Here is a 13,657-nt window from a genome sequence, read left to right as displayed (position 1 = left end):
CAGCGTTCATCTTAAAAAAGACGAACACCGCCTGTTTATCATATCGAACAATCCATGCTAATTAGAGTTTATTGATTCAACAGGCATTGTTGTATGCCCATATCCACCAAACCCTTACAAATACGTGATGAATAATAATAAATCCATGATTATCACAAGAGTTTTAAGTGCAGTCTTATTGATTGTTTATCTGGTTTCGGATGCTTCTCTTACGAGCTCTTATGCCCAGAGAGACAACAATGCCGCAGCCAAAGAGCAATTCCCGAAAGGCTACTTTATGTTTCCGATACAACCGGGCAAGCAGGCTTCTCTGTCAGGTGGTTTTGGCGACCTCCGTACCAACCACTTCCATGCAGGGCTTGATATCCGCACTGGTGGAGCCGAGGGGCTGAGTGTTTATGCCGCTGCCGATGGCTATGTGTCTCGTATCAGGGTAATGCGTGGCGGCTATGGCAATGTGTTGTACATAACCCACCCAAATGGCTATACTACTGTTTACGGCCATTTAAAAAATTATAATACGGTTATTGAAGAGTATGTGCGCCAGCGTGAATACAGCCAGAAAGTATGGGAAATAGAACTCACGCCCGGCCCAAATGAAATAAAAGTCCGCAAGGGCGAAGTGGTGGCTATTTCGGGTAATACGGGTGCATCGGGTGGCCCTCACCTACATTTCGAAATCCGTGATGCGCTTGAAAATGCCATTAACCCAATGAAATTCGGTTTCCCCGAAATTGTAGACTCACAAGCCCCAGTAATAGAAAAAGTAGTACTAAAAACCCTAAATGCTTATTCACGGGTAAATGGCGAATTTGGCAGGGTTTCTATGACACCCAAACGCTCGGCCGGTGGCGACTATGTGTTGCCTGCCATCGTAAAAGCACAAGGCATTATCGGTCTTGAACTCAATACCTACGACCGCAGTAATACGTCTCCTTTCAGGCTCGGAATTACCCAGCTCGAAGTAGAGGTTGACGGTAAAAGCACCTATAAATTCAACCTAGAAAAAATGCCTTTCGATGTTTCGAAAGATATTAACGTGCATATAGATTACGAGTTGTCGCAAACCAACGGTGTGCGCATTCATAAGTGTTATGTAGCCGATGGTAACCGCATCACTATCTACGAAACCGATGTAAACAACGGTAAAATATTTATCAACGATAATCAGTTACACAGCGTCTATGTAAAGGTACGAGACACCTACGGCAATACATCAACACTCTCGTTTTCTATTCAAGGCGCACCTGCTGTTCTTCAGGAAAACGACGAGGCCACATCTGTAGCTGAAGAGAGCGTTTTTGCAGGCAATATTTCAACTTCTATTACCGAAAATACGTTGGCTATCAGGGCTAAAAATACTACTGCACCGTTTGCGGTTTTACAGAACAAGGGTGTTCCGACCAAAGTGCCATTATCGTACATTGCCAGCAAAGAAGCCGTGTATTTGTATGATTTAAACAAGGGCATTGCCGACTTTGCACAGGTTGATAACAGTTCGGCACTGATTGGTATCAAAAAAGAGGTATTACCGCAAGTAGGGCAGTTTTATACCGAGCCTAACCTACGCATTGATTTCAATAATGCATTATACGATACGCTCTATCTTTCTACCTCATTAAGCGGCACTCGCCTGGCGATTAACAATGAAAAAACGCCGCTGAAAGATATGATTACTGTCTTATGGACACCCTCTGGCATCTCAATGTCGCCTAAAACAGGGGTTTACGATATTAGCAGCGGTCGCTCTTATCTGGGCGGCACATGGGTTGGCAGTGCTATTCAGTTTAAAACCCGTCGCTTGGGTGCTTTTCAGCTAATCAGCGACAACGAAGCACCAACCATACGCCCGTCCCGTATTAGTTCCGATTACCTGAGTTTCCTTATTTCAGATAACCTCTCAGGTATCAAGAACTTCAATTGCTATGTAAACGACCAATGGGTGCTGATGGATTATGAATACAAAAGCAACAAAATATGGTCTATCAAGCTCGACCCAGAGCAAACATTTAGTGGAAACTTAAGATTAGAGGTTACAGATAATGTAGGCAATGTAGGTACTTATCAGGTTAATATTGATGAGTATATTAAACAACAAACAAACAAACCAAAAAAGACACATGCACCTGCACGTAGGAAATCCGGCTCCGCAGCTAAAGGCAAAAAATCAAAACGGCGATGAAATTGACCTGAACGATTTTAAAGGCAAAAAAATAGTTTTATACTTTTATCCGAAAGACAATACCCCCACCTGCACCGCAGAAGCCTGTAATTTAAGAGATAATTATGAAGCACTTCTGGCAAAAGGTTATGTGGTGCTAGGCATAAGTGTAGACAGCGAGAAATCGCACCAGAAATTTATTGCAAAGTATAATCTGCCTTTCGATTTACTAAGCGACCCCGAACATAAAATAGCCGAAGATTTTGGCGTTTGGGGCGAAAAACAATTGTATGGGCGCAAGTATATGGGCGTGTTTCGTACAACTTTTATCATTGACGAAAACGGTATTATTGAAGAAATAATCTCAAAAGTTGATTCAAAAAACCACACTCAGCAGATATTGAAGTAAATTGGGTTTGAATTAAACAAAATTCATGACAGACCAATCTATACAGGCTGAATGGGGTAAATTCAGCCACTTGTTCAGGCAGCAGGAAATACCTGCAAAAACAGTACTGCTCAATGAGGGCGAAGTTGCCAGAAAGGTTTACTTTATTGAAAGAGGATGCCTCAGGCTCTCTTTCAATAAAGATGGCAAAGATATTACTTTTCAGTTTTTCTTCGAAGGCGAGGCTATTTCCTCGGCAGAAAGTTTCCGTTACAACCAACCAAGTCTTTATTCAATCGAGAGCCTTGAGCCTTCCATTATACATACGCTCACCCAGAAAGACTATTCCGAGATTATCGCAGCTTCGCCCTTAATTAAGGAGGCATTGGAAGAGCAGACAGTTCAAAGGCTACTGTCGGTCGAAAAACTATTTCTTTCTCGAATCAAAAATAGCCCCGAAGAAAGATACAAGGAATTGCTGGAACAACACCCTCAAATTCTCCAACGGATACCCCAGCATTACATTGCTTCTTTTCTGGGTATCACCTCGGTTTCTCTGAGTAGAATCAGAAACAGAAGGTAGTATTTATTAACAATTGTTATCGTCTGTCGGATGCATGGTGCCGACCTTTGTAATGTTATCTGTTTCACATTCAACATTCAAAATCATGCGACAATTCAAAATTCAAATCTCCGACAAAGACATTGCTTACCTCAACCAAAGACTTGCCAATACCCGATGGCCAATGCAAAACGTACAAAACGGCTGGAAAAAGGGCGTTCCGATTGATTACCTGAAACATATCACCGACTATTGGCTGAATAAATTTGATTGGAAAAAACAGGAAGTTATGCTGAATAAATACCCACATTTTATTACCGAAATTGAAGGGCAGAATATTCATTACTTACATATTAAATCGCCCAAAGCAAATGCAGTTCCCCTGATGCTGATTCATGGCTGGCCTGGCTCATTCGCCGATTTCATTAGCATTATTGAGCCTCTTACAAATCCTGAAGATGCCAGCCAAATAGCCTTTGACCTTGTTATTCCTTCCATTCCGGGTTTTGGTTTTTCGGTGCCTGTTGTAGCTAAAGGTTATAATATGTTCAAAATTGCTACAACATTTGCTACCTTAATGGATAAGCTGGGCTACAAAAAATTTGCTGTGCATGGAGGCGATATGGGTGCTGGTATCGCCGGCATTATGTCAGGCATTGCTCCCTATAACTTGATAGGCACACATATTAACTCCGACTTTTTTGCAGTAGCAGGGCTTGGCATGTTTCCTGCCAATGATTCATCTTTGACAGATGCCGAAAAAATCGGGCTGGAACAAATGAAACAATACAAAAAAGATGGTACGGCCTATCTGGAAATACAAGCTACCAGACCCAATACAATAGGTATTGCCTTGACCGACAGCCCGGTAGGACAACTGGCGTGGATGGCTGAAAAATATAAAGAGTGGACCGATAAAGACAAAGAACTACCAGAAGATGCTATTGGGCTTGACCAAATGTTAACCAATGTATCTTTGTACTGGTTCAATCAATTGGGTGCGTCAAGTGCTGAAATCCTCTCCGAAAATATGAATATGGCTTTTAACTGGGGTGAAGAAAATTCACAAGAGGCCAATCAATGGACACCACCTAAGGTTCCGTCGGCCATTGCGTGTTTTGGTAAAAAAGAAGATGAAACCCTGCTCAGAAAGCTCACTTCTTTCATGGGTGAACCTGACAGATGGTCTTTTTATGATAAAGGATGTCATTTCCCGGCTATGGAAGTTCCTGATTTACTAGTAGACGATATCAGGCATTTCTTCATGCCTATTTCTTAATAATCATGCCGATTAAAACTGGCTTTACTCTATCAGATAGCCTCTACAAAACTCTCAGGTTATAGATTGTATCTATGTGCCGACCCGAATCGGCACATAGATAAATTATGTAATCTCTGTTTTCTTAAACACCAAGCACAACGACCGACTGATTTATTGGCTACAACCGAGAGCTTATTATTATAGCATTTTGATAAAAACTGATTGAAAACGGTTATTTTCCCCTATAAACGTTAAGTTTAAGACAATACTTTATATAAAAACCAAGATGTATTATGTACTTTTGTAAAAATTAATACAAAACCACAATTTAATCATTTTCTTAACTACTTTTGTATTAATTGTTTTTTTGACACTTAATAATCTTTTTAAATGCAAACCCAAGAATTACGAGACATTGCGGTACAAGTACGCCGGGATATTGTTAGAATGGTGCATGCCTGCCAGTCCGGCCATCCGGGAGGCTCTCTAGGTTGTGCCGATTTATTTGTTGCGCTATATTTTCAACAAATGAAAATCAACAATCGAAAAGGTAAAGACACTTATCTATCTTTTAATATGGACGGAAAAGGTGAAGATTTATTTTTTCTTTCAAACGGCCATATTTCGCCTGTCTTTTATTCAACCTTAGCTCGTAGAGGATATTTTGACGTAAAAGAACTGGCAACATTCCGTAAGATTGACTCAAGACTACAAGGCCACCCTACTACACACGAGCACCTTCCGGGTATCCGTGTTGCATCGGGTTCGTTAGGTCAAGGGCTTTCGGTAGCCATCGGCGCAGCCCTGGCAAAACGCCTGAATGGTGATAAAAACCTGGTTTATTGCTTAATGGGTGATGGCGAACAACAAGAAGGACAAGTATGGGAAGCAGCACAAGCGGCCCCTCACCATAAAGTAGATAATCTGATTGCAGTAATAGATTTGAACGGCCAACAGATTGACGGACCAACCGAAAAGGTAATGAGCAACCGTGACCTGAAAGCTAAGTACAAAGCTTTTGGCTGGAATGTAATGGAAATAAAAGACGGCAACGACATGGAACAAGTTGTAGCCGGACTTCGCAAAGCGAAACGTCTGACAGGTAAAGGCCAACCAATTATGATACTCATGAAAACCGAAATGGGCGCAGGAGTAGATTACATGATGGGCAGCCACAAATGGCACGGCGTAGCACCAAACGACGAACAATTACAAAAAGCACTTGACCAACTGGTAACTACTGGTACTATCGGAGATTATTGATAGATAGACACAATGATAACGAGCATCGAACAACTTGATTTTTCTAAACGATACAGCTATGCCGATTATTTAAAATGGCAGATAAGTGAGCGTTTGGAGTTAATCAAGGGCTATATCATGAGAATGTCGGCTCCTTCCAGAGAACATCAGAAAATTTCATGGAATTTAGAAAGAGAAATGGATAAGTATTTTTATGGGACACCATGCGAAATATACCATGCTCCTTTTGATGTGAGGCTACCTCGGTTCGATGAAAAAAACGATAAAGAAGTATATACCGTTGTTCAACCTGATATATGCGTTGTTTGTGATGAAGCAAAATTAGACAAACGTGGCTGTATTGGTGCTCCTGATTTAATTGTAGAAATTCTTTCTCCGGGTAATACCAAAAAGGAAATGAAAGAAAAGTTTGAGATATATGAAGAAACAGGTGTTCGGGAATACTGGATGGTTGATATAGCCGATAAAATAGTATTGGTTTATACATTAGACCAGCAAGGTAAGTTCATTGGGCATCGTCCTTTCATAGAAGACGAAACTTTGTATTCTATTATATTTCCAGAATTAGCAATTGATTTAACCAGAGTATTCGTTTGAAAATCACTTCTTTAAATATCAAGAATTTCAAATCCATTGTTGATATAACCATCAACGAGCCAAACCCCTTTACGGTTTTTGTTGGCCCCAATGGAAGCGGAAAATCTAATATTTTTGAGGCTTTGGAGTTATATTCTTACTACTCTAAAAATGATTTCGAAACTGTTGAAAGTCTATTTGGTGGACAAAATCAGTTTGTCAATAAAAACATATACTTAGATACCAGAGGTATTGATCTCTCTGAACTCTTTAAAGGGAAATATCTTAAAGGATTTGATTTTGGGTTTGAAGTTCAATTTCAAAGCTTAAATTCTAGTTTAAAAGTCCATCAGGGAGGAGATAATCATTTCTCTTCCAATACTAATAAAGGGGCGACAGTAGGTAAAGATTTTATCTTCCATTACAGAAGAAATGGATCGTATATAACTAAAAACTTTAAGTTTTCTCTCTATCCTTTTGCTTCTGAGGAAAATCCTTCTGATTTTAAGAACAATTCTGAGTATAAACAATTTTTCACAGAGTTTAGCAGAATTTTCCCTAGTACAAAAAATAAAAATAGACAAAACTTTATTGACTCCCAAAAACTTAATACTGATGCAGATAATTTAGAGAAAGTACTGAAAAGACTTTTAGAAAATAGCCTAATAAAAGAGGAAATTTTTGAATGGCTTTCTTTATTTCTGCCCGAATTTGAGAATATTGAAGTCCGTAAAAGTGAATTTAGTAGTAATGAAGATTTATTAATCTATCAGAAACACTATGACAAACCTTTCAATAAAGAGTTAATTTCTGATGGCACATATAACATTCTATGCTTACTAACAGCAGTGCTTCAATCAGATGAACCTCAGTTTTTATGTATTGAAGAGCCTGAAAATGGTTTAAATCCTTTTGTAATCAGAAAACTGGTTGATTTTTTCAGACAGTCTTGTGAAGAAAAAGGGCATTATATATGGCTTAATACTCATTCACAAACTCTAGTTGAAAGCCTTAAACCAGAAGAATTAATTGTGGTTGATAAAGTAAATGGTGAAACTCAGGTTAAGCAATTTAAGGGCATGGATTTACATGGTCTTGATATGTCTGAACTTTGGTTATCCGGCGCTTTAGGAGGGGGTACTCCATGGTAAAAGTGGGCTTTCTGGTAGAAGGCGATACTGAAAAGAAAATTATCGCATCTGATAACTTCAAAGAATTCTGTCACAGAAATAATATTGAGGTTGCCGCAGATATTTTCCCTCCCAAAGGAGGAAGAGGAAAAGATATTTTTCAAGATGCCGAAAAGGTTAAAGCTTATATCAATATCTTAAAAGATAAAGGCGTTGAGCATATTTTCATTATCCGTGATTTAGAAGACTTAGATTGCGTAATAAAAGCGAGAGACGAAATTAAAGCTGATGAAGTTGTTAAGGTTATTGTTGTGAAAGCCATCGAATCTTGGTTCATAGCTGATAACGATACATTAACTACTTATTTCGGACAAAATTTTTCTCATGATTCGCCTGAAAGCATTGATAAGCCTTTTCAATTTTTAAAAACCAAAAGTTTAGAAATTCGAAAAAGAGGCATTAGTGATAAACTGATATTTGCTGGCATCATGCTAAAATACGGCTTTTCTATCGAAAACGCAGCAAAACACCCAAACTGCCCGAGTGCCAAATATTTTATAAACAAATTACAATCATTAAGTAAAATTCATTAAAGATTAATCAGCGTTTATGACAAAATACACATTCACCGAGAAAAAAGATACACGTTCGGGCTTTGGTGCAGGTATGACCGAATTAGGCAGAACTAACCCCGATGTAGTAACGCTTTGCGCCGACCTTGTTGGCTCTCTGAAAATAGATACTTTTATTAAAGAAAATCCTGAAAGATTTATCCAATGCGGTATTGCTGAAGCCAACATGATTGGTGTAGCAGCCGGATTGACTATTGGCGGTAAAATTCCGTTTGCTACTACTTTTGCTAACTTTGGCTCGGGTAGAGTTTACGACCAAATCCGTCAGTCGGTAGCTTATTCAGATAAAAACGTTAAGATTGCCGTTTCTCATGCAGGGCTTACGCTTGGCGAAGACGGTGCTACGCACCAGATTCTTGAAGATTTGGCCATGATGCGTGCCATGCCAAACATGACGGTTATCAACCCTTGTGATTTCAACCAGACAAAAGCCGCTACAATTGCAGCAGCTAACTGGAAAGGCCCAATCTACTTGCGTTTTGGCCGTCCGGTTGTGCCTGTTTTCACAGCGCCCGACCAAGTTTTTGAAATCGGTAAAGCATGGATGGTAAGCGAAGGTAAAGATGTAACCATTGTAGCTACTGGCCACTTGGTATGGGAAGCTATTCAGGCTGCCGAAATACTGGAAGCACAAGGCATCAGCGCCGAGATTCTGAACATACACACCATTAAACCTTTAGACGAAAAAGCTATCTTAAAGAGCGTTCGTAAAACTAAATGTGTGGTTTCTTGCGAAGAGCACCAGGCAAATGGTGGCCTAGGCGATGCGGTAGCTCAAACTTTGGCTCAGAATTTCTTGGCACCACAAGAGTACGTAGCAGTAAACAACTCTTTCGGTGAATCAGGTACACCTGCTCAGTTGATGGAGAAATACGGTCTTTCAGCAAAAAATATCGTTGAAAAAGCCCTGAAAGCAATTCAAAGAAAACAATAAAACAACTGTGTTGTTTTATTATATTAAATACTCGTGAGCGAATCATCTCCCCTCCCGTCAGGTCGCTCCAAATTCTTCTCTAACAGACATTCCGTCTCTAAAAGAAGGGTTTAACACCCTCCCCACAGTTGGGGAGGGAACGGGGTGGGGTTATACCACACGTTCAACTTATTTACTGAAAAATGCAGATTTCAGACCCAGAATTAGTAAAATTAATACTAGACCCTGAGAACCGCCAGAAAGGCTTTGAACAACTGATAAAAAAATATCAGCAAAAAATCTATTGGCATATCCGTAAAATGGTAATTGACCACGACGACGCCGACGACGTGGTGCAGGAAACATTTATAAAAGTATGGCAGGGCTTACAGAATTTCAGAGGCGATGCCCAGCTCTATACCTGGATATACCGCATAGCCACCAACGAATCATTAAATTTTCTACAAAAGAAACGCCGCCAGAACCATGTGCCGCTCGAAAACGACGACAGCCTGGACTTACTCAATACTTTAGAAAATTCTATTTCACAGAATTACGTTTCGGGCGACGAAATACAGCTAAAACTTCAAAAGGCATTGTTGCAGCTTCCTGACAAACAACGTCTGGTCTTTAATATGAAGTATTATGAAGACATGAAGTACGAAGATATTGCCGAAATAACGGGCACTTCTGTAGGGGCGCTTAAAGCCTCATATCACCTGGCTGTGAAAAAAATTGAAGAATTTTTAAATAAAGAGTCATAATTATTTAAACCTTTTAAAAATTAACTTGTCAAAAAAACAATTAATAAGAAAATAGTTAAAAGGCTTAAAAAGAGCGGATAACGCTACTCGCTCTCTACAACAGAATGAAACAGATTATCAAAATAACCGAACTTCCTAAAGTAAACGTATTCAAAGTACCCGAGGGCTACTTCGATACTTTGCCTATGTCTATTCAGGAACGGATAACATTCTCAGAAGAGCCAGTGGTGAATTTCGGCAAAAAACAAAACTTTGGTGTGCCTGACAATTACTTCGATACACTTTCGTCAAGAATCATGAATCGGATTGCCAGCATCGGGCAAACAGCAATTAGCCTCAATACACTACCAAAGGCCAATGTGTTTAAAGTACCAGAAGGCTATTTTGAGAATGCCGCAGAAAGCATCAGAGCCCACGCAACGGTTGAAAGTATTGAGCGGAAAAACATTTTTGAAGTACCCGCCAATTATTTCGACGAACTGCCTGCCCGTATTCTTAGCAAAACACAAGAACCTAAGGTAATAAAGGTAAACTGGTGGCAACAAGGCCGGGTACTATGGACAGCCGCCGCAAGTATTGTGCTCATGATTGGTGTGGGCTTGGCTATACCGCAATTCTCACAATCTAAATCTGAGGCTGCATTTGCGGCATTGAGCCAGGAAGACATAAGCTCTTATCTTTCAACAACAGACCTGAGCTATGTTGAATACGAAGTAGCTGCATCTAAAGAAACCCCATTACCACAGGGCATTGAAACCAAAATGATGGACGATTTAGAGATTAACAAAAAAGATATAATAGAACACCTGGAAAGCCAGGATTTAGAAGATATTTAGAATAGCCGTGACACAATAAACTAAATGAAAAACCAACAGTTATGAAACAATTAATAATTATCATTTTAATAATCCCGATGTTTTCGTTCTCCCAGAACCGACAAGGCTTGCGAGACGAAAGATTCGAGAAAATACAAACCGCTAAAATCGGTTTGATTACCGAAAACCTGAGCCTGACAACCGAACAGGCACCTCAGTTCTGGTCGGTTTACAACGAGTATCAAAGCAAAAAGTTTGATCTACGCAAAGGCATCAAACGTGCGCTTGATGAAGCTAATGCCACCACCACCGGCGACGACAAAGTGATTAGCTCGCACCGCCAGGCACTAGCTATCAGAAAGAAAGAAATAGAACTTGATGAAGAATATATGGCCAAATTGCTCAAAACAATTACGCCAAAACAATATGCCGAGTTGAAACGCACAGAACAGAGTTTCAACAAAAAATTGATAGAAAAACTACGCAATTAATAAAAAAGTAGCGCAAAAGCGTTACAAATGCTACAAAAAGGTCGAGAATGCTTGCATCTCGACCTTTTTTGTGTTTTTTTGTTATTGAAGTTGTACAGATTTTAAAATAAAATGAAGGAATAATCCTAAACAACTGCATTAAAAACGGATAAATTTTAACTAATTTTACACACAATTTTATCTTAATAAGCGTATGCAACAGTCTATTAATAAAAGCAATCGCCTCAATAACCTCAGTTATGCTATCCGTGGGCCAGTGTTCGACAAAGCACAGCAATTAGAGGCCATGGGGCAAAAAATTATCAATCTTAATATTGGTAATCCTGCACCATTTGGTTTTGATGTTCCCGACGAAATTATATATGATATGATTATGAATATCCGCAATGCACAAGGGTATTCACATCATTTAGGTATTTTTCCGGCCCGTAAGGCCATTATGCACTATACCCAGCAATTGGGTATTCATGGCGTAACGATTGATGATATTTTTATCGGCAATGGTGTAAGCGAGCTTATCGTGATGACCATGCAGGCACTCTTGAACGAAGGTGACGAAATTCTGTTACCATCGCCCGATTATCCGCTCTGGACAACCTCAGTAGCGCTTTCTGGCGGTAAGCCTGTGCACTATATCTGTGATGAGGAGTCAGACTGGAACCCCGATTTAGATGATATTCGCCGTAAAATTACCCGTAAAACCAAGGGTATTGTTGTAATTAACCCCAATAATCCAACCGGAGCAGTTTATAGCAAAGAAGTATTGGAAGGTATTGTGAAATTGGCAGCCGAACACAACCTGATTGTGTTCTCTGACGAAATTTATGATAAAATCCTGTATGATGGAACGAAGCATATTCCGATTGCATCACTGAGCGACGATGTGTTTATCATGACCTACGGCGGCCTCTCTAAAAACTACCGTGCGGCTGGTTTTCGTGGCGGTTGGGTGATTCTGAGCGGTGCTGTACATAAAGCTAAATCGTTTGTTGAGGGCTTTAACCTATTGGCTAGTATGCGCCTTTGCGCCAATGTGCCAACGCAATATGCCATTCAAACGGCCTTGGGTGGCTACCAGAGTATCAACGACCTTGTAGCATCAGATGGCCGCTTATGCAAACAACGTGATTTGATTCACTACCGCATGACCGATATTCCGGGCATTACCTGTGTGAAGCCTAAAGGTGCTTTGTATTTATTCCCGAAAATCGATTTGAAGAAATTCTCATTAAAAGACGACGAACAGTTTGTTTTCGACTTACTTTCAGAACAAAAAGTACTGGTTGTATCAGGAACAGGCTTTAACTATATTAAAAACGACCACTTCCGTATCGTATTTCTGCCATCGGCCGAAGAACTCGAAACAGCTTCCAGCCGTATCAGGCTCTTCCTCGACGGCCACCGCATCAGAAAAGAAGAACTGGAAATGGCGTAAGGAATATGTCTTGAACTTTGATTTACCTGATTTAACTGATTAAAGTGATTTTGATTTGAATATGATATTATTAATGATTAAAATCAATTTATCAGTGAAATCAAAAAAATCAGCCGCGGCGGCGGACCGCTAAATCAAAGTTCAAGACTACCTCACCAGACTTTTATTTTGCGAACTTAAAATTTACACTTCATGCAAGCCCAAACCACTTCAAATATCTTGATGATTCGTCCTGTAAATTTTGCTTTCAATCTGCAAACTGCTGAAAGTAACGCTTTTCAGGACACCGACTCTCAGGCATTAGATGTTACTATTACGCAAGAAAATGCTTTAAGAGAGTTTGATGTAATGGTAAGCCAACTACGTGCCATTGGCGTAAATGTTTTGGTATATGACGATACCCCAAAGCCCTATACACCCGATAGTATTTTCCCGAACAACTGGGTGTCATTTCACCATAGTGGTAAGGTTTGCCTCTACCCTATGCAGGCCGAAAACCGCCGCCTGGAACGCCGAACCGATATTATAGAGGAATTAAGTGCCAACTACCATGTTGAAAAAATAATAGACCTGACCAGCTTTGAGCAGGAGGGTAAATTTCTGGAAGGAACAGGCAGCCTTGTGCTCGACCGTATGCACCGCATTGCCTATGCCTGTCTTTCGCCTCGTACAAACGAAGAAGTACTGACAGCCTGGGAAGAACAGATGAACGGCTACAAAATTGTAAAGTTCAGAGCCGTAGATGCCAATGAAAAAGAGATTTACCACACCAATGTAATGATGTGCATCGGCGATAATTTTGCCGTGGTTTGCCTGCAATCAATCGCTGACCTTGACGAAAGGCTAATGGTGAAAGAAAGCCTTGAAAGCACGGGTAAAAACGTAATTGAGATTACCCTGGAACAAATGAATGAATTTGCCGGAAATATGTTGCTCGTTACCAATCAGAAAGAACACCGAATTCTGGTAATGTCAACCCGTGCCTATGATTCATTGACTGCCGACCAGAAAAAACTACTGGAAGAATACGCCGATATAGCCCATTTCGATTTGAATATCATTGAAACCTGTGGTGGCGGCTCTGCCAGATGCATGATGGCCGAGGTTCATTTGCCGGAGAAATGAGATAGGCACAATAGAGAATAAAATACTACACATCAATATTTTACAGTCCCGTCAGGGACGATATATCGGCGGCCGCCGCTTTTAGATTTGTGTGATATAAATATTTTGAGAATACTATTGTAACTTAGAGTATTTAAAGAC

General features: G+C 40.1%; 14 protein-coding genes. All 14 read left to right on the top strand.

Annotated features, from left to right (window positions below; translation table 11 throughout):
- Positions 1-145 precede the first annotated feature (145 nt).
- On the top strand, positions 146-2,182 hold the full coding sequence (locus tag WAE64_RS18850; RefSeq protein WP_340239180.1) for a M23 family metallopeptidase: 2,037 nt from the start codon (positions 146-148) through the stop codon (positions 2,180-2,182).
- Positions 2,121-2,570 carry a thioredoxin-dependent thiol peroxidase gene (bcp, locus tag WAE64_RS18845; protein ID WP_340239178.1) on the top strand — a complete coding sequence of 150 codons (450 nt, stop codon included), beginning with the start codon at positions 2,121-2,123 and terminating at the stop codon, positions 2,568-2,570. Before WAE64_RS18850 ends, bcp begins: the two co-directional genes overlap by 62 nt.
- Before the next feature lie 25 nt (positions 2,571-2,595).
- Positions 2,596-3,132: a Crp/Fnr family transcriptional regulator gene (locus tag WAE64_RS18840; protein WP_340239177.1), complete on the top strand. Its 537-nt coding sequence runs from the start codon at positions 2,596-2,598 to the stop codon at positions 3,130-3,132.
- Positions 3,133-3,217: 85 nt separating this feature from the next.
- On the top strand, positions 3,218-4,390 hold the full coding sequence (locus WAE64_RS18835) for an epoxide hydrolase family protein (protein ID WP_340239175.1): 1,173 nt from the start codon (positions 3,218-3,220) through the stop codon (positions 4,388-4,390).
- 372 nt (positions 4,391-4,762) lie between these two features.
- Positions 4,763-5,635, top strand: a complete 873-nt coding sequence (locus WAE64_RS18830) for a transketolase (RefSeq protein WP_340239174.1) — start codon at positions 4,763-4,765, stop codon at positions 5,633-5,635.
- Positions 5,636-5,647: 12 nt separating this feature from the next.
- Complete coding sequence (locus WAE64_RS18825) at positions 5,648-6,232, top strand: Uma2 family endonuclease (protein ID WP_340239172.1); 585 nt, start codon at positions 5,648-5,650, stop codon at positions 6,230-6,232.
- Positions 6,229-7,362: an AAA family ATPase gene (locus WAE64_RS18820; protein ID WP_340239170.1), complete on the top strand. Its 1,134-nt coding sequence runs from the start codon at positions 6,229-6,231 to the stop codon at positions 7,360-7,362. Before WAE64_RS18825 ends, WAE64_RS18820 begins: the two co-directional genes overlap by 4 nt.
- A complete protein-coding gene (locus WAE64_RS18815; protein WP_340239168.1) occupies positions 7,356-7,934 on the top strand; it encodes a hypothetical protein in 579 nt (192 codons plus the stop codon). Before WAE64_RS18820 ends, WAE64_RS18815 begins: the two co-directional genes overlap by 7 nt.
- A gap of 16 nt (positions 7,935-7,950) precedes the next feature.
- Positions 7,951-8,907 (top strand): transketolase family protein, encoded by a 957-nt coding sequence (locus WAE64_RS18810; protein WP_340239166.1) that lies wholly within the window; start codon positions 7,951-7,953, stop codon positions 8,905-8,907.
- Positions 8,908-9,095: 188 nt separating this feature from the next.
- A complete protein-coding gene (locus WAE64_RS18805; protein WP_340239411.1) occupies positions 9,096-9,650 on the top strand; it encodes an RNA polymerase sigma factor in 555 nt (184 codons plus the stop codon).
- A 104-nt stretch (positions 9,651-9,754) separates the two neighbouring features.
- On the top strand, positions 9,755-10,486 hold the full coding sequence (locus WAE64_RS18800) for a hypothetical protein (protein WP_340239164.1): 732 nt from the start codon (positions 9,755-9,757) through the stop codon (positions 10,484-10,486).
- A 41-nt stretch (positions 10,487-10,527) separates the two neighbouring features.
- Complete coding sequence (locus WAE64_RS18795; protein ID WP_340239163.1) at positions 10,528-10,956, top strand: hypothetical protein; 429 nt, start codon at positions 10,528-10,530, stop codon at positions 10,954-10,956.
- 193 nt (positions 10,957-11,149) lie between these two features.
- Positions 11,150-12,391, top strand: coding sequence for a pyridoxal phosphate-dependent aminotransferase (locus WAE64_RS18790; protein ID WP_340239161.1), 1,242 nt, complete (start codon positions 11,150-11,152; stop codon positions 12,389-12,391).
- Between the two features lie 192 nt (positions 12,392-12,583).
- A complete protein-coding gene (gene ctlX, locus WAE64_RS18785) occupies positions 12,584-13,516 on the top strand; it encodes a citrulline utilization hydrolase CtlX (RefSeq protein WP_340239160.1) in 933 nt (310 codons plus the stop codon).
- Positions 13,517-13,657 lie beyond the last annotated feature (141 nt).

The sequence above is a fragment of the Emticicia soli genome (genome assembly GCF_037860775.1).
In the GTDB taxonomy this organism is placed as follows: domain Bacteria; phylum Bacteroidota; class Bacteroidia; order Cytophagales; family Spirosomataceae; genus Emticicia; species Emticicia soli.
The sequence above is the reverse complement of the archived record's forward strand: the minus strand, read 5'-3'. Positions and strand labels throughout refer to the sequence as shown.